Origin of the sequence: Kribbella monticola, assembly GCF_003261635.1 — a bacterium.
Classification (GTDB): domain Bacteria; phylum Actinomycetota; class Actinomycetes; order Propionibacteriales; family Kribbellaceae; genus Kribbella; species Kribbella monticola.
In genome coordinates, this window is sequence record NZ_QFXK01000034.1 from 1 (window position 1) to 22,301 (window position 22,301).

Annotated in this window: 18 protein-coding genes; 5 read left to right on the forward strand and 13 right to left on the reverse strand. The window is 67.8% G+C overall.

From position 1 onward, the window contains the following. Positions 1–23 precede the first annotated feature (23 nt). Positions 24–695, reverse strand: a complete 672-nt coding sequence (locus DIZ26_RS24635; protein ID WP_112245513.1) for a hypothetical protein — start codon at positions 693–695, stop codon at positions 24–26. A 140-nt stretch (positions 696–835) separates the two neighbouring features. Here DIZ26_RS24635 and DIZ26_RS24640 point away from each other — a divergent pair, with 140 nt between their 5' ends. Beyond that, positions 836–2,782: a sensor histidine kinase gene (locus DIZ26_RS24640; protein ID WP_112245515.1), complete on the forward strand. Its 1,947-nt coding sequence runs from the start codon at positions 836–838 to the stop codon at positions 2,780–2,782. Then, complete coding sequence (locus DIZ26_RS24645) at positions 2,773–3,423, forward strand: LuxR C-terminal-related transcriptional regulator (protein ID WP_112245517.1); 651 nt, start codon at positions 2,773–2,775, stop codon at positions 3,421–3,423. Before DIZ26_RS24640 ends, DIZ26_RS24645 begins: the two co-directional genes overlap by 10 nt. Here the strand turns inward: DIZ26_RS24645 and DIZ26_RS24650 are convergent, their stop codons facing one another. From DIZ26_RS24650 to DIZ26_RS24680, 7 genes are all read right to left on the reverse strand, one after another. Further along, positions 3,424–4,305, reverse strand: a complete 882-nt coding sequence (locus DIZ26_RS24650) for a sigma-70 family RNA polymerase sigma factor (RefSeq protein WP_112245519.1) — start codon at positions 4,303–4,305, stop codon at positions 3,424–3,426. It abuts the gene before it with no gap. 119 nt (positions 4,306–4,424) lie between these two features. Then, positions 4,425–6,332 carry a DNA primase gene (dnaG, locus tag DIZ26_RS24655; RefSeq protein WP_112245521.1) on the reverse strand — a complete coding sequence of 636 codons (1,908 nt, stop codon included), beginning with the start codon at positions 6,330–6,332 and terminating at the stop codon, positions 4,425–4,427. Between the two features lie 58 nt (positions 6,333–6,390). Next, positions 6,391–7,632 carry an NAD(P)/FAD-dependent oxidoreductase gene (locus DIZ26_RS24660; RefSeq protein WP_112245523.1) on the reverse strand — a complete coding sequence of 414 codons (1,242 nt, stop codon included), beginning with the start codon at positions 7,630–7,632 and terminating at the stop codon, positions 6,391–6,393. A gap of 130 nt (positions 7,633–7,762) precedes the next feature. Then, complete coding sequence (locus DIZ26_RS24665; protein ID WP_112245525.1) at positions 7,763–8,995, reverse strand: deoxyguanosinetriphosphate triphosphohydrolase; 1,233 nt, start codon at positions 8,993–8,995, stop codon at positions 7,763–7,765. Between the two features lie 53 nt (positions 8,996–9,048). Next, positions 9,049–9,666: a dihydrofolate reductase family protein gene (locus DIZ26_RS24670; protein ID WP_332872746.1), complete on the reverse strand. Its 618-nt coding sequence runs from the start codon at positions 9,664–9,666 to the stop codon at positions 9,049–9,051. A gap of 95 nt (positions 9,667–9,761) precedes the next feature. Then, positions 9,762–10,940, reverse strand: a complete 1,179-nt coding sequence (locus tag DIZ26_RS24675) for a GH12 family glycosyl hydrolase domain-containing protein (protein WP_112245527.1) — start codon at positions 10,938–10,940, stop codon at positions 9,762–9,764. Between the two features lie 118 nt (positions 10,941–11,058). Beyond that, entirely contained in the window at positions 11,059–11,694 is a 636-nt protein-coding gene (locus tag DIZ26_RS24680; protein ID WP_112246054.1) for a TetR/AcrR family transcriptional regulator, read from the reverse strand. 111 nt (positions 11,695–11,805) lie between these two features. On the opposite strand from DIZ26_RS24680, the gene DIZ26_RS24685 reads away from it, so the two are divergent. Further along, positions 11,806–12,681: an alpha/beta fold hydrolase gene (locus DIZ26_RS24685; RefSeq protein ID WP_112245529.1), complete on the forward strand. Its 876-nt coding sequence runs from the start codon at positions 11,806–11,808 to the stop codon at positions 12,679–12,681. On the opposite strand, the gene DIZ26_RS24690 is transcribed toward DIZ26_RS24685, so the two are convergent. Continuing rightward, entirely contained in the window at positions 12,646–14,172 is a 1,527-nt protein-coding gene (locus tag DIZ26_RS24690) for a helix-turn-helix domain-containing protein (protein WP_112245531.1), read from the reverse strand. The genes DIZ26_RS24685 and DIZ26_RS24690 overlap by 36 nt on opposite strands. Positions 14,173–14,327: 155 nt before the next feature. On the opposite strand from DIZ26_RS24690, the gene DIZ26_RS24695 reads away from it, so the two are divergent. Further along, the gene (locus DIZ26_RS24695; protein ID WP_112245533.1) at positions 14,328–15,554 is read left to right on the forward strand and encodes a hypothetical protein; all 1,227 of its coding nucleotides are present in this window, start codon (positions 14,328–14,330) and stop codon (positions 15,552–15,554) included. A gap of 17 nt (positions 15,555–15,571) precedes the next feature. Further along, positions 15,572–16,066, forward strand: a complete 495-nt coding sequence (locus tag DIZ26_RS24700; RefSeq protein ID WP_112245535.1) for a maleylpyruvate isomerase N-terminal domain-containing protein — start codon at positions 15,572–15,574, stop codon at positions 16,064–16,066. Here DIZ26_RS24700 and DIZ26_RS24705 read toward each other — a convergent pair. The 4 genes from DIZ26_RS24705 to DIZ26_RS24720 all read right to left on the reverse strand — a co-directional run bounded on the left by DIZ26_RS24705 (position 16,063) and on the right by DIZ26_RS24720 (position 22,301). Continuing rightward, the gene (locus tag DIZ26_RS24705) at positions 16,063–16,338 is read right to left on the reverse strand and encodes a YciI family protein (protein ID WP_112245537.1); all 276 of its coding nucleotides are present in this window, start codon (positions 16,336–16,338) and stop codon (positions 16,063–16,065) included. The genes DIZ26_RS24700 and DIZ26_RS24705 overlap by 4 nt on opposite strands. 153 nt (positions 16,339–16,491) lie before the next feature. Beyond that, entirely contained in the window at positions 16,492–17,277 is a 786-nt protein-coding gene (locus DIZ26_RS24710; protein ID WP_112245539.1) for a class I SAM-dependent methyltransferase, read from the reverse strand. A gap of 64 nt (positions 17,278–17,341) precedes the next feature. Further along, complete coding sequence (gene ppdK, locus DIZ26_RS24715) at positions 17,342–20,008, reverse strand: pyruvate, phosphate dikinase (protein WP_112245541.1); 2,667 nt, start codon at positions 20,006–20,008, stop codon at positions 17,342–17,344. A 325-nt stretch (positions 20,009–20,333) separates the two neighbouring features. Then, complete coding sequence (locus DIZ26_RS24720) at positions 20,334–22,301, reverse strand: VWA domain-containing protein (protein WP_112245543.1); 1,968 nt, start codon at positions 22,299–22,301, stop codon at positions 20,334–20,336.

The window sequence follows — 22,301 nt, forward strand, 5'->3', positions numbered from 1 at the left end:
GAGGGCGGGGGCGGGTGGCGCGGTTAGGGGGTGGTGGGGTGGCGCCAGAGGGTGGTGGCTAGGCAGAGGGACCAGATCAGGGACAGGATGATGGTGAACTGGCCGATCATGGCGGCGCTGGCGATCAGGATGAGGGTGGAGCAGGGGAAGCCGACGTACGCGAGCCACTTCGGGAGGATCAGGGTGCGGAGGACTACGACGGAGACGGCCAGGATTGTCAGGCCGAGGGCTGTCATGGCGACGCTGCCGATCAGGTCGTAGTTGAGCGCGGTGGAGTAGCGCAGCACCTCGAGACCCGGCAGCGGTTCGCGGTCGACCTTCACCATCCGGCCGATCACGCCACGCAGGGCCGCGGAGACCAGCAGCGTCGTACTGAAGATCAGGCCCATCGAGCGGGCGAACATCACCCATTGCCGGGCACCGCTCCTCGCCATGAGCGTCGCCAGATAGTTGATCATGACAACGAACAACAAGGCGGCCGCGATGGCGCAGTACTGCGAGACGATGCCGGCCAATTGCTTGTTGCTCTCCTGCCACCACGACAGCAACTTCGCGTCGCTCGCCCGATGCGGTACGTCGACGCTGGCGACCGTCCAGAAGAACGCGACCGCGAACAGAACCGCCGCGGCCGCCGCGACCTTGGCCGCTGACGTCCTTCCTGACCGGGTGTGAGTAGGTGCTGTGGTGGATGCCATGACGAGACTCCTTGGGATCGGGCCGGCTGATTGCGTCCAGCGTCGATCTTTCGCGCCGCGGGAGCGACGGAGTGGGCACTGGTCTTCGGATCAGGGCTGTCCCTGAGTACGCCGTACGGTTTTCCTGCCACTATGACGAGATGAGCGGGATCGCGGGGACAGCGGCGCGAGTGGTGACCTGGCCGCTCGGACCTGCGCTCTTCGTCGGCATGGGTGTGGTCCAGGCCCGGCTCGACGGCGCCGTCCCGGTCGCGCCCTCGGACGTCCTGTACCTCGTCGCGATGCTGGTCTGCTGGGTGGTGGGCGTCGTCCTCACCTGGCGAGTCGTCGAGCAACCCGCCGGCTGGGCCTTCCTGGGACTCGGCACCGCCCTCGCTTGGAGCGGGTTCGCCGACCTGTACGCCAGCCTCGCGCTCGGACCCGACCATGCACCGCACGGTCCGTTGATGGCGACCTTGGGCGACAGCAGTTTCGTCTGGTGGTTCCTTTTCCTTGCCCTCGGCCTCCAATTCACGCCGGCCGTCCGGCCCGCGTCGCGGATCCTCCCGATACTGACCGTCGTCTCCGGCGTCGTCTTCCAACTAGCAGCACTACTGCGTTCCACCCACCTGGAACGCCCGTACGCCGACCTGGTCAGCCCATGGGCGATCAAAGAACTAGCCGGCCCGATCTCGGTCCTGGCGGCCGTCGCGGTGATTGTCCTTGGCCTGTGCCTGCTGGCCTCGGTATACGTGCTCGTGACGGCCTTCCGCCGTGCGCGAGGCGACGCCCGCAGGCAGTTGCTCTGGCTGGTCGCCGGTGCAGCGCCGATCGCACCAGGCGTGATCGCGTCCTTCGCCGTGTCGTACGCCGGATTCGACGCTGCCGCCGGCTGGGTGCTGAGCGTCTGCGTGATCACTCTCGCGCTTGGTGCCGCGTTCTCCGTGGCGAAGTACCGCTTGTACGACGTCGAGCGCATCGTCACCGACTCCGCCGCGTACGCGATCTCGACCGGCTGCGTCATCGCCGTCTTCGGTCTGGTGGTCGTGGTCATCACGAAAAGCCTTCCTGTGCAAGGCGATTCACAACTGCTGACGATCTTGGCCACCTTGGCCGCGATCGCTGTCGCCCGGCCGGCGTACGTGTGGGCACGCCGGGTGGTCGATCGTCGTTTCAACCGCCGCCGTTTCGACGCCGTCCAACTGGTACGAGCCGGGCTGGCCCAGCCGTCGCCCGATCTCGATGCCCTGTTGATTGAAGCGACGGGAGATCCCCAGGCCCGCGTGCTCTTCCCGGCCGACGGCGGCTGGGTCACCTCCGACGGTCGCGCGGCCGCGCCAGGTCCGCACGTGGTCGACTTGCTACGCCGGGACCAGGTGGGCGCGCGCATCGAGTTCGACCCTGCGCAGTGCGATCGCGCCGTCATCGAAGCTGTCGTCCACGAAGCCTCAGCCGAGATCGACAACCTCGGCCTGCGGGCCGAACTCGCCAAGCAGGTCGAGCAGATCACCGAGTCGAGGGCCCGGCTCGCCGGCGCGTATTTGGAGGAACGCCGCCGGATGGAGCGCGACCTCCACGACGGCGCCCAGCAACGCATCCTCGCCATCGCCCTGCAACTCCGGTCCGCCCGCGTCAACGGCGCCGACGCCGTACTACGGGCCGAAGTCGACCAGGCCATCACGGATCTCGCACTCACGGTCCAAGACCTCCGCGACCTCGCCAGCGGATTGCAGCCGGCCGCACTCGCCGGCGGTGGCCTCCGAGCCGCGACCGACGAGCTGGCCAGCCGGATCCCGGTCCGGATGAAGCTCGACGTGGTCGACCGACGGTTCCCCGCGCCGGTCGAGAGCGCGGCCTGGTTCGTGATCGCCGAGGCAGTTTCGAACGTCGTCAAGCACGCCCAGGTCGAGGAGGTGGCGATCCAGGTCTCGGCCGACCGATCCGAGTTGCGGGTCGCCGTTCTCGACAACGGTGTTGGCGGTGTCGATCCCCAGGGTCGCGGCCTCCAAGGCCTGGCCGACCGGATCGCGGCCCTCGGTGGAGCATTGTCCGCCGGTGACCAACCTGGCGGCGGCACCCGCGTCGAGGCGGTGCTGCCATGCGGGTAGTGATCGCCGACGACTCCGCACTGCTGCGGGAAGGCCTTGCCCGCCTCCTGGCCGAATCCGGTGTCGAGGTGTGCGAGAAAGTTGCCGATGGCACCGAATTGGTCGCTGCCGTCGACCGGCATCGACCCGATGTCGCGATCGTCGACATCCGGATGCCGCCCACCTACACCTATGAGGGCGCGGTGACCGCGATCGAGCTCCGCGAGCGGATCCCCGCTCTCGGTGTCCTGCTGTTGTCCCAGGCCGTCGAGACCCATTTCGCCTCCCAGTTGTTGGAACGTCATGCCGAGCGTTTCGGCTACCTGCTCAAGGACCGGGTCGTCGATGTCGAGACCCTGATGGGTGCGTTGCGCACGATCTCGGCCGGCGGAACGGTGCTGGACCCCGAGATCGTGCGGCATCTGATGCGCGCGGACTCCGCCGGCGATCCGCTCGCCGCGTTGACCGAGCGCGAACGCGACGTGCTCGCCCTGATGGCCGAGGGCCGATCCAATTCCGCGATCGCCCACCGGCTGACCGTCAGCCTCAAGACCGTCGAGAGCCACATCGCGAACATCTTCAGCAAACTCGGCCTGCACGGCGCGCAGGACGACCACCGCCGCGTGCTCGCAGTACTGGCTGCTCTTCGCGGCTCACCGTAGTCAGGCGGCATAGTCGCGAAGGGTTGTTCTGCAGCGACGACGCAAAGCTCGGAGCGCCTCACGTTCCAGGGTGGAGGTCTGCTCTGGTGTCAGGCCGAGTTGCTCGGCGGTCTCCTCCAGGGTGGTCGGTGGGCGGCCGGTCAGGCCGAAGCGGAGGCGCAAGATTGCCCGGCCAGCGTCGTCCAGAAAGTCGAGCTGATGGTTGAGATCACGGCGCAGCGCAGCTTGCAGGACGATCGACTCGTCGTCGATCTCCAGATCCGTCTCCTCCACATCGAGGGAGTCGGGGCGGACCTTCCATGCATTTGCGCGCTCGACCCGGGCCGGGGTCAGGCAGGCGGCCGCCGCCACCTCCTTTGCGGTCGGCTCGCGGCCCAGCCGCTGGGTCAGATCGCGGTGCACCGCCGCGACCCTGGTCGCGTCGGTATAGGCCTGCGCCGGCATCCGGATCAGCCGTGATCGATCGGAGACGGCACGGCCGATCGCCTGCCGGATCCACCAGATCGCGTACGTCGAGAAGCGGTGCCCGCGGCGGTGGTCGAAGCGCTCGATCGCGCGCATCAGGCCGAGGTTGCCCTCCTGGATCAGATCCAGCAGCGAGACGCCCTTGCCGGCGTACCGTTTGGCGAGGGAGACGACCAGGCGGAGGTTGCCCTCGATCATCCGGCGTCTGGCTTGTTTGCCCAGCTCGGCCACGGCGAGCAGGTCGGCCCGGTCCGCCGGTGCCGCGCCCTCGAGCCGGTCGGCGGCGAGCAGCCCGGCCTCGATCCAGTACGAGAGCTCCCTGACCTCCTCCAGGGTGAGTAGTTCGTGCCGCCCGATATCGCGCAGGTAGGCGACCAGCGCGCTGACGTCGGCGGGTTCGCAGTCGAGTTCGGCCATCGTCAATCCCCTCTCTCAGAAGGGATAGTGCCGCGAAACGACCGGCCCGGCGGGACGAATTCGCAACCGGTGGATAAACCACCGTAAGTGACCGTGAGGTAACCGTCAGCTGTGGATAACTACAGCGCTCCGGAGATCGCCTGCGCACGCAGATCCGTGCGATACCGCTCCAGCGCGATCAGTTCGCCGAACATCCGGTTGTAGTCGTCGGCCCGGTCGATCGGGTTCGTCCGCTGCAACTTCGACTTGAGATCCGCGATCCGGCGCAGGCAGGTCAACTCCTGCAGGCGCGCCAGATGCGCCCGCGCGTACGACTCGTCCGGCTCCCGGTCGATACGGATCGGATCGACAGCGAGAGCACTCACGACAGCAGCAGCCGGGTCGTTGCCCATCGCCTCCCGCACCGCGACCACCCACGCCTCCCCCGGCGCGGCCGCGACCGGACCGCCCACCTTGGCCATTGCCGTCCGCACCGCAGCCAGCCACGGATGCGTGAAGTCCTGATCGTCCAGCTCGTCGAAGGCGGCACCGACCAGCGCAGGGTGCTGCATAGCGATCTTCAGCATGTCCCACTCGATCACGAACCGCTGGTCACGCGGCGACGGCAGATCCACCCGAGGTGGCGGCGGAGGTGCCTCGGAAGTCACCGTCACCGGCCCACGATCCACCGGCGCGGCAGGTGCCGCGACCGGGCGCGAAGCCGCGCGATGCACCTCGGATCGCACCTGGTCGACCTCCATGCCCAGGTGCCCCGCGAGCTCGCGGGTGAAAGCGTCCACCTTCGACCGGTCCCGGATACTCACCACCAGCCGCGCCGCATCCCGCAGCGCATCCACGCGGGTGTCCATCCGGTCCAGGTCGTACTTCGACAGGACATTCGACAACACGAACCGGTACAGCGGGACCCGCCGCCCGATCAGCTCCCGTACCGCGGCGTCGCCCTTCTGTAGCCGCAGGTCGCACGGATCCAGCCCGTCCGGCTCCACCGCCACATACGTCTGCGAAGCAAAAGCCTGGTCTCCACTGAAAGCCTTCAACGCCGCCCGCTGCCCGGCCTCGTCACCGTCGAAGGTGAAGATCACCTCGCCGCGGAACTGGTCGTGATCCAGCAGCAACTGCCGTAGTACTCGCGCGTGATCGTCACCGAACGACGTCCCGCAGGTCGCGACCGCGGTCTGTACTCCGGCCAGGTGGCAGGCCATCACGTCCGTGTACCCCTCGACGACCACCGCCTGCTTGCCCTTGGCGATCTCGCGGCGGGCCAGATCCACGCCGTACAGAACGCGCGACTTCTTGTAGATCGGGGTCTCGGCCGTGTTGAGGTACTTCGCCTCGATCTTGTCGTCGTCGAAGATCCGCCGCGCGCCGAACCCGATCACGTCGCCGCCGGCATCCCGGATCGGCCACATCAGCCGGCCGCGGAACCGGTCGTACAACCCGCGCTGGCCGTCCGAGCACAACCCCGACGCCAGCAACTCCGCGTTGGTGAAACCACGACCGCGCAGATGCGCGACCAGCGAATCCCCACCACGCGGCGAGAATCCGACGCCGAACTGGGCCGCCGCGTCGCGATCGAAACCACGCTTGTCCAGGAACTGCCGGCCGAGCATCGCTTCCGGGGCGCCGAACAACTGCTCCGCGTAGTACTCCGCGGCGACCTTGTGCGCCTCGACCAGCCGGGGCCGCTGGTTGGACTGCGAGCGCTGGATCGGCGCGCCCGACTCGTCGTACCGCAGCTGGATGCCGACCTTCGCGGCCAGGGTCTCGACGGCCTCGTGGAAGGTGATCTGATCGATCTTCTGGATGAAGTCGATCACGTCGCCGCCCTCTTGGCAGCCGAAGCAGTAGAAGAAGCCGCGGGCCGGGGTGACGTTGAACGAGGGCGACTTCTCGTCGTGGAACGGGCACAGCCCCTTCAGCGAACCGCCGCCGGCGTTCTTCAAGGTGACGTACGAGCCGACCACTTCGTCGATCCGAGCACGCTCGCGCACCAGCGCGATGTCCTCTTCCTTGATCCGACCTGCCACGCAGTGAGTCTACGGTCCAGCCGAAGTGGTTGAGACCTCGGCCGGACCGCGCACCCGATCAGACCTCGGCCAGCTCCACCGACGGGTCGGCCAGCCGCTCGGGATCGACCGAACGGCCGGACCGGATCAGGTCCCGTACTCCGTCGATCGCGCCCCAGGTGTTGACGTGCATGCCCGCGAGGACGTGGTTGTCGTCGTCCAGCCAGAACGCCAGATACGCGCCCGACTGCGGGTCGCCCCGCAGTACGACGTGCGGCGACAGACCGCGCGGGACATCGCCGACATACTCCATGCCGAGGTCGTACTGGTCGGTGAAGAAGTACGGGATCAGGTCGTGCGAGACGTCCTGGCCGAGCATCGCCTTCGCGGCCGCCTTGCCGGTGTCCTTCGCGTTCTGCCAGTGCTCGACCCGGATCGAGCGGCCGAGCAGCGGGTGGTCCCAGCGCACCACGTCGCCGGCGGCGTACACATCGGGGGCCGAGGTCTGCAGGTCCGGACCGGTGACGATGCCGGAGCCGTCCTCGCGTGACGCGACGTCGATGCCGGCGGCTTCGGCGAGTTCGGTGTTCGGTTGGACGCCGACTCCGACGATCACCAGGTCGGCCGGGATGACCTCGCCGTTCGACGTACGGACGCCGGTCACCTTGTCGGAACCCTCCAAAGCGTCGACACCCGTGCCGAAACGCAGGTCGACACCGTGCTGGCGGTGCAGGTCCGCGTAGATCCCGCCCACCGTCTCGCCCATTACCGAGGCGAGCGCGGTGGATTGCGGCTCGACGACGGTCACCTCGGACCCGCGCTCGCGAGCGGCCGACGCCGCTTCGAGGCCGATCCAGCCGGCGCCGACGACGACCACGCGCGGCTTCGCGGCGTACGCGTCGGTCAGCGTCTGCGACTCGGCGGCCGTCCGGAGGTAATGGACACCGGGCAGGTCCGCACCCGGTACGTCGAGTTGGCGGACCCGGCTGCCGGTGGCGATCAGCAGCTTGTCGTACGAGAGCTGCGAGTCGTCGTCCAGCGTCACGGTCTTCGCGGCCGGGTCGATCGCGGTCACGGTGGTGCCGAGGCGCAGCTCGATGTTGTTGTCGTCGTACCACTGCTGGTCGTGCAGCTGCGCGGACTCGGTCTCCTTCTTGCCGAGCAGCACGTCCTTCGACAACGGCGGTCGCTCATAGGGCAGCTCGGTCTCACTGCCGATCAGGACGATCGCGCCCGTCCAGCCCTCGTCCCGCAAGGTCTCGGCCGCCGACGCTCCGGCCAGGCTCGCTCCGACAATCACCATCCGCTGTTCATCACTCATGCCCAAGACATTAATCCTTCAAGCTTCCACAGGCAGGCCGACACCGCTCCAGCCCAGGGAAGGAAGACGGTGTCTGAAGGGAAGGCGGTGGGTGGAGTCAGGCGGGTGTGCCCGGCGACGGGCGGCGGGGTCAGGTGGTGAGGCGGGTGTGCCAGGCCGCGGCGGAGGGGTCGGTGAGGGAGGCTACCTGGTCGATGATGACGCGGAGGCGGGCGTTGTCGTCGGGGGCCTCGGCGAAGTCGGCGGCGAAGGCGGCGTCGAGGTGCTGCGGTGCGGTCTTGGTCAGCGCCTCGACCAGCTCGGTCAGCAGTTCGCGCTGGATGGCGCGGCGGTGCTGCCGCTCCGGCGACTCCAGCACATGGAACATCCCGATCCCCTTCAGCAACGCGATCTCCGTGCGGATACCGTCCGGGACGACCAGGTCGGCGTCGTACCGAACCAGCCGGGACCTCCCGAATCGCGCGTGGGTCGCCTGCTCCGCCGCAGTACAGAACCGGCCGATCAGCTGACTGGTCAGGTCCTTCAGCCCACCCAGCGCCCGCCGGCTGTCGTCGAAGGACGCGCTCGGCCAATAGGGCAACGACGTCAGCCGGCGCCACCCTTCGTCCAGTTCCGCATCTGTTGCCTCAGGCAAGTAGATCCGCCGCACCGTCCGCCAGTACGGCGTACGCTCGGCCGCCACCTGTTCCAGATCGATGTGGTGGGCAACGATCCCGTCCTCGACGTCGTGCACCGAATACGCCACGTCGTCGGCGAAGTCCATCACCTGCGCCTCCAGACAGCGCCGGTCCCCCGCCTCCACGCCCTGCCGCAGCCACCGGAACACCTCGGCGTCGTCGTCGTACACCCCGAACTTCCGCTCGCCCTCCCGCCGCAACCACGGGTACTTCGTCGCCGCGTCCAGCGTCGCCCGGCTCAGATTCAGCCCGACGCTCCGACCGTCCGGCCCGAACGTCTTGGACTCCAAGCGGGTCAGCAACCGCAGAGTCTGCGCGTTCCCCTCGAACCCACCGATCCCCTCGGCCAACTGGTCGAGCGCCCGCTCCCCGTTGTGCCCGTACGGCGGATGGCCGAGGTCGTGCGCCAGGCAAGCCGCGTCGACGATGTCCGGATCGCAGCCGAGCGTGCTCGCCAGTTCGCGGCCGATCTGCGCGACCTCGAGACTGTGCGTCAACCGGTTCCGCACGAAGTCGTCGCTACCGGCCGTCGCGACCTGCGTCTTCGCCGCGAGCCGGCGCAACGCGGCACTGTGCAGCACCCGAGCCCGGTCGCGCGCGAACGCCGTCCGCCCGGGCCGCTTGACCGGCTCCGCGACCCACCGCTCCGCGTCGTGCTCGTCGTATCCCTCGAACTGCTTCCTCATCAGGACTCACAGTAGCCCCCGCCACCGACAGTTTCCCCAACCCCGCAACGCCTTCACGACATGCAGTAGCGCAGCCAGACGACGCCACCCTCGAACTCCTCCGCGTTGGCAAGGCGCAGGTCGTAGCGTTCAGCCGGCGCCCACCGCGGTCCAGCTCCGACAACGACCGGATGCACCAACAGAGCCAGCTCGTCGACGAGACCCAACTCCAGCAGTACTGCGAGGAGGCGGCCGCTGCTGTCCACTCGGACAACATGTGCGTGGTGGCGCGAACCGAGTTGTTCGAGCGCCTCTGCGAGGTCGACACGATCGTAGCCGGTGATGAGTTCAGGAATCACGCTGTCCAGCGGTCGCGCGGGCGTCTGGTCGGCGTACAGGGCAAGGACGTCCGACCAGTGGCCGAGTCCGCGCAACGACTCCCACTCGCGAACGCGCGCCCGGCTGTCCACCACCGCGAGCACCGGCCCAGCGGCCCGTACGGCGCGACGCTGCGTCGACCGCAAAGTCTGCTCCTGAGCCAGGATCGTGTCGGCGCCGATCAGCGTCACGTCCTCCTGCCACAAGGTCGCCAGGGCGTAGAACCGCGCCTGATCGACGGCGAACCCGCTGGTCACCCCGTCGACCGACACAGCCACCTGTGCCACCACGTGCGGTCTCACCGCCACAACCACCTCATGCCCAGAACGCTAGCCAGGCCCACCGACAGAACCCGGCAGCATCAAACGGGAGTGGTGCCCCGCGGAATGATCGCGGGGCACCACCGGCTTCAGCGCAGGGACCAGACCTGGTTGGCCTGCGGGGCAGAGCCATTGCAGGCGTAGATCTGGATGGCTGTGCCGTTAGCGGTCTGCTGCCCGCTGGCGTCCAGGCACTTGCCGGACTGGGGGTTGACGATGGTGCCGTTGGAGTTGAGCTGCCAGTTCTGTGCGCCCGTGCCATTGCAGGACCAGAGCTGCACCTGGGCACCATTGGCAGTGGATCCGCCGGCGACGTCGAGGCACTTGCCCGACTGCGGGTTGACGAGAGTGCTTCCGGTCGGGGCCCAGCGCTGGGCGCCGTTGCCGTTGCAGTCCCATAGTTGCACCCGGCTGCCGTCGGCTGTGGCGCCACCAGAGACGTCCAGACAACGGCCGCTACCGAGGCCGACGATCTCCTTGGCGGTCCCGCCGCCTCCGCCCCCGCCGCCCGTACCGGCCGTGACATCTGCGGAGAAGCTGGTCACGGCCAGGCCGGCGCCGCCGTTCCAGGGCTCGAAGCCGGCCTGGATGCTGGTGAGGTACCAGCTGGTGGTGACCTGGGTCCGGGCGTCGACGTCCCGGACGAAGTCCATCACGTTGAACGACATGCTGGAGATGGCCGAGGGCGCGACGTACGAGACGACGTCGTTGCCACCGTTCCAGCCCTGCCACACCTCCCAGGTGCTGCCCGCGACACTGGTGGTGCCGACCGGGCTGCCGACCGGACTGATCGAGCCCTGGCGATTGAGCCAGATCATGATCTCCATCTGGTTCACGCCGGTGGTCTTGGGCGTCGGGTCGAGCCAGATGTCGTACGAGGCGTCGTAGGTGCCGCCCACATAGGAGTAGCTGATCGAGGAGTTGGCGCTACCGATCTGGCTGAGCTGCCGTGGGAGGTTCGTTCCCGGCGAGCAATTCGTGTAGTGGCAGCCGACGTAGATCGACGGATAGGACAGCGGAGCGCCGTTGGTGGGCGCGGATCCCTGCTGTGACGTGATCTGGAAGCCCGACCCGGTCACGTTGATGCATTGCTGCGCGCTGCTCCCCCACCGGTTGTTCTGTACGACGTACTTGCCGCCGATCGTGGTGGAGCCGAACTGCTCGCAGATCTGGGTGTCGGCCTGCGCTGGGCCGGCCCCGACGATCGGGACAGCCAGTATCGCCGCGGCAGTCGTCAGGACGGCGGACCACAAGCGTGTTTGCCTCATAGCGATCCTCTTTCGTTGGGCGCATTTTGGGAGCGCTCCCAAAATGGATGTGCACCGATGAAAGCACGCTGGTCACGGAGTGAGAAGGGTCAAGCACAGACTGAATCGTTTTGGACTTTCACGCCCAGGGCAGCGTGGCACCGGGGGTGGCCGCGGCTTCGAGGCGGGTGCGGACGGACTGGCGAGCTCGCGAGAAGACGGTGTCGATCTCGTCGCGGAGCAGGGAGGCGAGGTTCGCCGATTCGCAGAAGGCGTTGAGCTCGAACGCGAGTTGGGTCGGGTCGGCAGTCAGCTCGCCGGCGGCGCGCGCCTCGGCGGCGCACTGCTCGATCAGGCCGAGCCACTCGCGGTCGACCGAGACGAGGAAGTCATGGACCGGACCCGAGCGCGCGCCGAACTCGTGGCTGACCTTGGCGAAGAAACAGCCACCCGGAAAGACGCGGCGTTGCGAGTAGTCCAGCCAGCTCTCGATCAACCGCCAGAGCCGGCCGAATCCCGGTTCCACGGCGAGCGCGGGCTCGACGACCGCGTCGACATAGATCCGCCGGGCAGCGCGGATCGTGGCCAGTTGGAGCTCTTCCTTGGAGCCGAAGTGAGCGAACAGGCCACTCTTGCTGATCTCCAGCTCACCGGCCAGCCGGCCGATCGACAACCCTTCCAGCCCGTCCACCGAGGCGATGTCGACTGCGCGCCGCAGTACCGCGCGGCGGGTCTGATCGCCCCGGACCAGCCGGCCGTCGGTGCGCGTCTGCATCGCCGCCTCCTTCACCATCTTGCGGGTAAGCCTACGGCCCACCTTGACCGGCAGGCCTCCATAAACTAATAATACGACCGTTCGTATAGTTTGCCGAGCAGGGAGTGCCGCATGCTTCTCAGGACGATCCGGGCCGGACTGCGACTGGTCGCCAAGATCTCGCCCACGCTGGCCGGACGGCTCGCCTTCGAGCTGTGGCGGCGGCCGTTGATGCGCGGCAAGGTGCGAGAGGCCGAGCGAGCCGTCCACGCCGCCGCGAAGGTAGAGATCGTCGAGGGCGTCGTCACCTACCAATGGGGCGACGGCACGCGGCCGGTCCTGCTCGTGCACGGCTGGCGCTCGCGCGCGTCAAGATTCGCCGCATACATCGAGCGCCTGCTCGAGCTCGGCTACAGCCCGATCTCGTACGACGCGCCGGCGCACGGCGACTCGGGTGGCGGCCGAATCGCGAGCACGATCCTCGACCACCAGCGCATCATCCAGGCGCTCGCCGCGAAGTACGGCACGTTCGAAGGCGTGATCGCGCACTCCCTAGGCGCCCCCTTTGCCCTGTACGCCGTACGCGAGGGTGTCGCCGCGAGGCGACTCGTGACCGTGAGCGGCGTCGCCGACTTCGGCTACCTGACCGATGCGTTCTGCCACGAACTAGGACTCGGTCCGGCCGCGAACCAGGCGCTCCGCAAAGCCATCGAGCGGCACTACTTCCCCGGCCTCGACGACGTGTGGACGCGATTCTCGGTGCGCGCGGGCGATCTCGACCTGCTGGTGATCCACAACGACGAGGACGACGTGGTGGATCCCGGGCAGGCGGAGGTCCTACTCACGCAGTACGGATCGAAAGCGCGCTTCCTGCAGACGAAAGGCCTCGGTCATCGCCGGATCATGATCGATCCGGACGTGATCACCGAGGCCCTCGCCTTCCTTACCGCTGCAGATCTGAGCGAACAGAACTCAGATGTCGCGGAACGTCTCGATCTGGGCGCCTAGCGAGTTGAGCCGGGTGGCCAGATCCTCGTAACCCCGGTTGATCACGTAGACGCTGCGCAGTACCGACGTGCCCTTGGCCGCCATCATCGCGATCAAGGTCACCACCGCGGGACGGAGCGCCGGCGGGCACATGATCTCGGCGCCGGACCAGTGCGTCGGGCCCTCGACCATCACCCGGTGCGGGTCGAGCAGCTTCACCCGGCCGCCGAGCTTGTTCAGGTCGGTCAGGTAGATCGCCCGGTTCTCGTAGACCCAGTCGTGGATCAGGGTCTGGCCGGTCGCCGACGCCGCGATCACGGCGAAGAACGGCAGGTTGTCGATGTTCAGACCCGGGAACGGCATCGGGTGGATCTTGTCGATCGGCGCGTGCAGCGTGGACGGCCGGGTGGTCAGGTCGACCAGCCGGGTCCGGCCGTTCTCGGCCAGGTACTCCTCGGAGCGGCTGTAGTCCAGGCCCATCTCCTCCAGCAGCGCCAGTTCGATCTCGAGGAATTCCACCGGCGCGCGCCGGATGGTGATCTCCGAACCGGTCACGATCGCGGCGGTGAGCAGGCTCATCGCCTCGATCGGGTCCTCCGACGGCGCGTAGTCGACGTCGACGTCGATCTCCGCCTTGCCGTGCACAGTCAGCGTGGTGCTGCCGACGCCGTCGATCTTCACGCCGAGCAGGTCGAGGTAGAAGCAGAGGTCCTGGACCATGTAGTTCGAGCTGGCGTTGCGGATCACCGTGACCCCGTCGTACCGGGCGGCGGCCATGATCGCGTTCTCGGTCACGGTGTCGCCGCGCTCGGTCAGCACGATCGGCTTGGCCGGCGTGATCGCCCGGTTCACCATCGCGTGGTACTCGCCGCCGGTCGCCTTGATGTCCAGCCCGAACGGGCGCAGCGCGGCCATGTGCGGCTCGACCGTGCGAGTGCCGAGGTCGCAGCCGCCGGCGTACGGGAGCTGGAAGGTGTCCTCGCGGTGCAGCAGCGGGCCGAGGAACATGATGATGCTGCGCGTACGCCGGGCCGCCTCGGCATCCATCGCGGTCAGGTCGAGGTGCTCCGGCGGGACGATCTCCAGGTCGCCGGCGTCGTTCAGCCAGGTCGTCTTGACGCCGATCGAGTTCAGTACTTCGAGCAGCCGGTTGACCTCTTCGATCCGGGCCACCTTGCGCAACGTCGTCCGGCCCTTGTTGAGCAGGCTCGCGCACAACAGGGCGACACCGGCGTTCTTGGAGGACTTCACGTCGATGGATCCGGACAATTCCCGTCCACCGATGACACGGAGGTGGACCGGACCGCCACCGAGAGAGACAATTTCGGAATCGAGCGCTTCGCCGATCCGGGCGAGCATCTCGAGAGTGAGGTTCTGATGACCCTTTTCGATCCGGTTCACCGCACTCTGGCTGGTGCCGAGCACATCGGCCAGCTGGGTCTGGGTCCAGCCGCGGTGTTTGCGGGCGTCCCGGATGAGATTACCGATCCGGGCGAGGTAGTCGTCAGTCATGCGCCGGACCTTATCTCACATATGAGATACCGCTGTGCCGACCCGCCGCTGACAGCGTAGCCAATGTCACGACCCACCGACGCGGTGCCCTCGCTGGTACTGCCGCCCCCTACAGTTAGCGCCACCCCGCCGCCGCCATCGGAGAGGACCAGTAGATGCCCGACGACGTCAACACCGCCGCAGGTGTGACCGAGTTCGAGGCGGAGTCGTGGCCGCTGGAAGCAGCCGCCGAAGGGCTGCACCAGGTCATCGACGGCTTCCAGAACGGCGACACCAGGCCGCTGGTGATCGGCGACGGCGACCAGCCCGTGCTGGTGGTACTCGCGATCGCGGACCTCGCCGACTTCCGCGGCCGGATCGCGGAACTGCTGGGCAACCCCGTCGACGCCGGCTGGCTGCGCTACTACCTGCGCTCCAACTTCGACATGAGTTCCGAGACGCTCGTGGAGCAACTGGGCGTCGACACCGACCACGGGCTGTCCTCGCTGGCGAGTCAGGTCAACGTCGAGCAGGCCGCCGTACTGCTGCCCGATCACCTGCGGCGCACCGAGGCCGGCGGGAATCCGCTGATGCTGATCGGCGACGGTCCGATGGCGACCGCGGCGCTGATCGCGTTCCCGGCGTTCTCCGTGCTGCTCGCGATGGAGAGCGAGGGCAAGGGCGACGACGACTCGTGCGTGCACGACGAGGAGGAGAAGCCGACCACGCCGCTGGAGGTGCTGGCCGAGCGACTCGGTCCGGTCTCGACCCAGATCGTCGCCCAGATCAACGCCGGCCGCGAGCCGGGCCTGCCGCGGTACGACCTGCACTTCGAGGACGATCTCGTCGAGCACCTGCGCGACTTGGAGAAGCGCTCCCAGGCCGCTCCCGGCGGTGGCGCGTACGACGAACTCAACGACCTGCTGCACTCGTTCGACCAGATGCGCAGCGGCGGGGTCGGTGATGAGGCCGACGAGGTCGAGCCCTCGGAAGCGCCGTACGTCGAAGTGAGCGACCTGGCCGCCGCGCTACCCGAAGTACGGGACAGCTACCGGGCCGGTGCCGACGACCCGTATCTGATCGGCATCGACGGGAACCCGTTGGCCGGCCTGATCTCGTACGACCTCTACGAGGCGCTGCAGCAGGTGTCGGTGGAGCTCGACGGCACCGACGAGGCGCCGGTGTTGCCACTCCCCCGGCCGCGCTCGGAGGACGGCCCGGAGCTGGTCCCCTTCGAGGCCGCCCTCGAACTCTGCGACGCGGTCTGCGAAGACATCAGCCACGGCGAAGGCTCCATGCTCTTCGTCGCCGACGACGCCGGCGAACCAGAACTGGTCCTCGCCCCCCTCGCCTGGCTGTGGGCCTACGTAGACCACCTCAACCTGGAACCCACCGAAGCCTGAACCGCCGGCTTGCTGGGATGAAGCAGTTCGGGCAGGCGTGGGCAGCATTGCTGGCGGCGGTGGCGCAGACGGCCGATGAGGACTTCGAGCAGCCGTCCGGGTGTGTCGGGTGGAGCGTGCGCGACCTGGTGTGTCATCTGGTGATCGATGCGCAAGACGTGCTGATCACCTTGGTGACGCCGGCCGACGGTCCCGCAACGGTTGACGCGACCGGCTATTGGAAGCTGGTCGAGCCGCCGACCGGGGAGGATCCGCTGGACGCTTTGATCCCACGGCTGGCTGCGGCGTACGGCGAACCGCGGTGGCTCAAGTTCCACCTGGACGACGTGGGGTCCGCAGCCGGGCGGGCGGCTGCGCGGGTGGCGTTGGAGCGGATCGCCGGGAGCGCGTTCCCCGCTGTGTTCTCCGATCAGGACGCGTTGCTGATCGGCACCGGACGCCGTCAGGCAACTGCCGACGAGCGGGCGGCCTTGGCAGGCTTCGGCGCGAGGTTGCCGCTCGTGCTCGGCTAGGCGTTGACCGGGAACAGGGGCTGCCACTCGGTGAGCGTGACGATCTCGTAGACGTCGGCTGCGGTGTACGGGTCCCTGGCGAGGATGTCGCGGAGTTCGGACTCGTCGGCGACGTCGTAGATCAGCAGGGCGCCGGTCTGGTCCGCGAACGGGCCGGCCGTGACGAGCTTGCCCGCGTCCTTCAAGGAATGCAGGTACTCCCGGTGGGCCGGGCGGACCTCCATCCGGCGTTCGGTGTCGGTGAACTTCAGCTGGAGTGCGAAGAGAGCCATACTCCAGACCTTATAAGACCGGCCGGAATCCCCACGGAACAAGGGGAATTTGGTGCGGGAAGGGCGTCACGAGCCGCCACAGCGGCTGGTTCAGGTCAGACCCGAAAGTCGACAGTGATCGCCCTTCCCGCTCCGACATCTTGGACCAGCAGATCAGCCGGATGCAAGAGGTTGGTTAAGGCAATTTGCTGCACTCAGTTGAGTCAGGTAACTCTTCGTGATCGAACCGCCGGCCGCCTCGATGAGCGCGCCGATGCACTCGTACAGTCCGTCACGGGCTCTCGTTGTCAAGGCCCGATGTCCCGAATAAGACGACAGCAGATCGAGGTACTGGGCCGTCGTGTACGTCGCTTCCCAGGTGAAGCGGCGGAACGTCACCGGACCGAACCGGCCTGACGCATCGAACTCCGACGGGTCGTCCGGAACGGAAGCCGGGTCGGGCAGACCGCTCTCATCCGCGTCGGTGGTGAAGCGGCGATAGCAATCCTGTACGTCGCTCCAGAGCTGTTCGCTGCCACCGGCGACGTGATGCGTCGACACCACCGCGAGCACACCACCGGGACGCAACAGGTCCGCCGCCCTGCTCATCCGGGTCTGCGGGTCGAGCCAGTGGAACGCGGTCGCCGAGAGCACCATGTCGAACCGCTCGGCCGGCAGCGGCCAGGTGTCGAAGTCGGCCGTGATCACCTCGAGCTCCGGCAACTTCGCGCGCGCGACGCGGCTCAGCTCGGGACTCAGCTCGACTGCTTTCACCGACCAGCCACGCTCCAGCATCGGCCTGGTCGCCTGGCCGGTCCCGCAGCCGATCTCCAGCACCCGGGGGCGATTCCCCACCAGGGCTGCCAACTCGTCGTACAGGGCCGGTGGGTAGGTCGGGCGGACCCGGTCGTACAGCTCGGCGTCTTCTCCGAAGGTTGTGCGCAGCTCGAGTCGGCCCATTCGGGCAGGTTAGTGCTCCGCGCCGCCGGCCCTCAACGGACTTACGGCGCGGAGTACTACGAACTCAGCTCAGCGCGGCGCGGCCGGCTTCGAGGCGGGCCACCGGGATGCGGAACGGCGAGCAGGACACGTAGTCCAGGCCGACCTCGTGGAAGAAGTGGATGCTGTCCGGGTCGCCGCCGTGCTCGCCGCAGATCCCCAGCTTCAGGTCGGGGCGGCTGGCGCGACCGCGTTCGGCGCCCATCCGGACCAACGCGCCGACGCCGTCGCGATCGATCGACTCGAACGGCGACACCGCGAAGATGCCCTTCTCCAGGTACTTCGAGAAGAACGAGCCCTCGACGTCGTCGCGGCTGAAGCCCCACGTCGTCTGGGTCAGGTCGTTCGTCCCGAAGGAGAAGAACTCGGCTTCCTCGGCGATCTGGCCCGCGGTCACCGCCGCGCGCGGCAACTCGATCATCGTGCCGATCGGCGTCGACCACTCGACGCCCTCGTCCTCGGCGACCTGCTTCAGCACGCCTTCGACCTCGTCGCGGGCGAGCTGCAGCTCCTGCACCGCGCCGACGAGCGGGATCATGATCTCGGGCCGCGGATCCTTGCCCTGCTTCTTCAACTCGGCCGCGGCGGACGTGATCGCCCTGACCTGCATCGCGAACAGGCCCGGGATGACCAGTCCGAGCCGGACACCGCGCAACCCGAGCATCGGGTTCTGCTCGTGCAGCCGCTCGACCGCCGCGAGCAACGTGGCGTCGTGGCCCGGGTCCTCACCGCGCTCCTTGGCCAGCGCGACCTTGACGGCCAGGTCCTCCATCGACGGCAGGAACTCGTGCAGCGGCGGGTCGATCAACCGGATCGTCACCGGCAACCCGTCCATCGCACCCAGCAACTCGAGGAAGTCCTTGCGCTGCAAGGGTTCCAGTACGGCGAGGGCCGCCTCGCACTCGGCTTCGTCCTCGGCCAGGATCAGCCGCTCGACGGCCTCGCGCCGCTCGCCCAGGAACATGTGCTCGGTCCGGCACAGACCGATGCCCTGGGCACCGAACCGGCGAGCCCGCGCGGCATCGTCGGCCGTATCGGCATTGGTCCGTACTTCGAGTCGGCGCACCTCGTCGGCGTGGCTGATCAGCCGATGGACGGCGCCGACGAGTTCGTCACCGGAGTCGGCGGCCAGCGATCCTTCGAAGTACTGGACGACCGGGGACGGGACGACCGGGACCTCGCCGAGGAACACCTCGCCGGTGGTGCCGTCGATCGAGATCACGTCGCCGGCCTCGACCGTCGTGCCGTTCACCTTGATCTTGCCGGCGGCAACATCCACGTCGAGGTCCTCGGCGCCACAGACGCAGGTCTTTCCCATGCCTCGGGCAACGACCGCCGCGTGTGACGTCTTGCCGCCGCGGCTGGTCAGCACGCCTTGTGCGGCGATCATCCCGTGCAGGTCGTCAGGGTTCGTCTCGCGCCGGACCAGGATGACCTTGTCACCCTTCTCGGCGGCCTCGACGGCAGCGGCGGAAGTGAAGACCACCTTGCCGGAGGCCGCACCCGGAGATGCGCCGATCGCCTTGGTGAGCAGGTCTTTGCCCGCTTCGCTGTCGAACCGGGGGAACATCAGCTGCGCGAGTTGCGCGCCCTTGACGCGGCGGAGCGCCTCGTCGATGTCGATCACACCCTCGTCGACCAGGCTGGTCGCGATCCGGAACGCGGCACCCGCCGTTCGCTTGCCGACGCGGGTCTGCAGCATCCAGAGCTTGCCGCGCTCGACGGTGAACTCGATGTCGCACAGATCGCGGTAGTGCCCCTCCAACTTCGCCATGATCGACATCAGTTCGTCGTACGACGTCTTGTCGATCGACTCCAGGTCGGCGAGCGGGACCGTGTTGCGGATGCCCGCGACCACGTCCTCGCCCTGGGCGTTCTGCAGGTAGTCGCCGTACACACCGGGCTGACCGCTGGCCGGGTCGCGGGTGAACGCGACGCCGGTGCCGGAGTCCATCCCCAGGTTGCCGAACACCATCGAGCAGATGTTCACCGCCGTGCCGAGGTCGGTGGCGATCCGCTCCTGGCGGCGGTAGAGGATGGCGCGCTCGGAGTTCCAGGAGCCGAAGACGGCCTCGATCGCCAGGTCCATCTGGGCGCGCGGGTCCTGCGGGAACTCCCGGCCGGTGTGCTCGTGGACGGCGGCCTTGAAGTTCTCCACCAGCGCCTTGAGGTCGTCGGCGTCGAGGTCCAGGTCGTTCTTGGTTCCCTTGGCCTGCTTGGCCGCCTCGATCGCGTCCTCGAAGACGTCGCCTTCCATGCCGAGCACAGTTTTGCCGAACATCTGGATCAGCCGGCGGTAGGCGTCCCAGGCGAACCGCGGGTTGCCGGACTGGTGGGCGAGGCCGTTCACGGAGTCGTCGTTGAGGCCGACGTTCAGGACGGTCTCCATCATGCCGGGCATCGACACGGCGGCACCGGAGCGGACCGAGACCAGCAGCGGGTCGTCGGCCTGGCCGAGCTTCTTGCCCATCTTCTGCTCGAGTTCCGCGACGTGGTGGTCGATCTCGTCGGCCAGCTCGGGCGGCACCGAACCGGTTCGGAGGAAGACCTTGCAGGCTTCGGCCGAGATGGTGAAACCGGGCGGGACGGGCAGGCCCAGGTTGGTCATCTCGGCGAGGTTGGCTCCCTTGCCACCGAGAAGTTCCTTCATGTCCTTGTTGCCTTCGGCGAAGTCGTAGACGAGTTTCGGCACGGTGACTCCCTGACGGTGTGAGGCGGCGACTGGTCGCGAGATGGGTGCTCGCTGGCCCGACGGCTCCGATGGCGTGGACGTCTTTTCAGAGTAAGGCAGAAAAACAGTCCAGTTGCACACTGGTCTCACATTGAGAAGGTGACTCTGCCCACATGATGAGGGGCGGAAAACCCTTACCTCATTGACAACGCAGGACAGACGAGGGTTTTCCCGAGGAAACACGAAAGGAGGCGCATACCCACCTTTGAGATGGGTACACGCCTCCCTTTCGGCCACTCAGCTCGCGGCGGCCCTAGGAGCTTTGGGCATTCGGAGCTTGCGGCGCTCAGAGCTTGCGGCGGGTTCTGAGGTAGTCGCCTACTACCGCGGCGCCGAGACCGTCTGCGTCGGGTGCCAGGACCCGGCCGCCGGAGCGGCGGGCCAGCAAATCAACGAAGGCGTTGAGGCGCGGGTCGTCGCCGAGGCGGAAGACCGTGAGCGAGGCGCCCAGCTTGGCCAGGCGGTCCACCTCGGCGACCGTCTTGCGCAGCGTCGCCGGGCGAGGCGGGTAGTCGAACTCGGCGGTGCCATCCGGTTCGAGGTGGGCAGTCGGTTCGCCGTCGGTCACCATCAAGACGACCGGTTGAGCATCGGGATGGCGGCGGAGGTGTCGGCCGGCGAGGAGCAGCGCGTGGTGCGCGTTGGTGCCCTGCTCCCAGGTCCCTTCCAGTCCGATCAGCTGCGGCAGTTCGACGACTCCGGCGTACCGGCCGAAGGTGATGAGTTGGAGCGCGTCGTTGCGATAGCGGGTCGAGATCAACTGGTGCAACGCCAGTGCCGTCCGCTTCATCGGCAGCCAGCGCCCCTCCTGGACCATCGACCAGGAGGTGTCCACGAGCAGCGCGACGGCGGCCCGTGCGCGATGCTCCGTCTCGGCGATCTCCACGTCGGCCACGTCGAGCTTGACCGAACCGCCCCGCCCAGCACCCGCAGTACGGAGTACGGCGTTGCGAACCGTGCGCGACACGTCCCACGACTGGGTATCGCCGAACTGCCACGGTCTCGTCGACCCGCTCAGCTCCCCGGCCGCACCGGCCGTGGCGGCGTCGCGCTCACCCGATTGCCCGCGAGCAGTACGCAGTACGTCGGACAGCGCCGTCTGACCCAATTGCCGCAGGGCCTTCGGCGACAACTGCAGTGAGCCGTCCGGAGCGCGCTCCAACAATCCTTGGTCCCGGAGTTGCCGCTCCAACTCGGACAGGCGCCGAGCGTCGACGGTCGCCTCGTCGCCCAACTGGCGAGTCAGCGCGTCGAGGTCGATGTCTTCCAGCCGAGCACCCGGATACGACTGAGCCAACTGCTCGGCCAGCGCGTCCAGCTCGGCCAGATCCGACATCGCCCGGGCACCATCGGCCAGCCCGAGCGGATCGTCACCGCTCATCCGCTCGGAGCCGGTCCAGTCCTCACCGGGCCGCAACGCCTGCAACTGCGCATCGAGATTCGCGAGCTGCTGGGCAAGTTGCGGGCTCCCGAAGGCCTGCTGTGAAAGCTGAGCCAGTTCAGCGCGTTGCTCAGGCGTCATCGAGTTGAGCATCCGCTGCGCCGCCGCGGCCCGGGCAGCCAGTACGTCGATCAGCTCATCGACGTTCCGCGGGTTCTCCGGGAAGAACTCGCCGTGCTTGGCCATGAACTCGGCGAACAACCCGTCGATCTCCGGATGGCCCTGCGCATGCGCCGAGAGCAACGCGTTGAGGTCGGTGAGCATCTCGTTGATCCGCTCGACGTCCTCCGGCGTCGTGTTCTCCAGCGCCTCCTTCATGCCCTCGAACCGCGACCCGAGCAGTTCGCGCCCGAGCAACTCGCGGATCTGCTCGTACTTCTGCCGAGCCTCCGACGACTCCCATTCGTAGTTCGCCAGCTCCCGTACTGCGGCCGCCGTACCGGCGGGGAGCGCGTCGAGCTGCATCTCCTTGAACCGCGCCTCGTCGGACGGGTTCGGGAACAGGTCGTGCCGCTCAGCCGCGAGCGCTTCGTCCAGCAGCCGCTGCACATCGCGCAGCGTGCCGTCCAGGTTGTGCCGGCTCTCGATCTCGCGCCTGCGTTCCCACAGCCGGCGAGTGAGATCGTCGAGCCCCTGGGTGTTCCGGGTACCGCGCCGGAGCAACTCCTCCAGCGCGGACCTCGGCGACGACCCGGCCATCACATCGCGGCCGAGTTCGTCGAGGGCGTCACGGAGATCCACCGGCGCGGCCAGTGGATCGGGACCGTCGTGCCACGGCCCGTACGACCAGCCTTCCGGTAGCGCGGAAGTCAT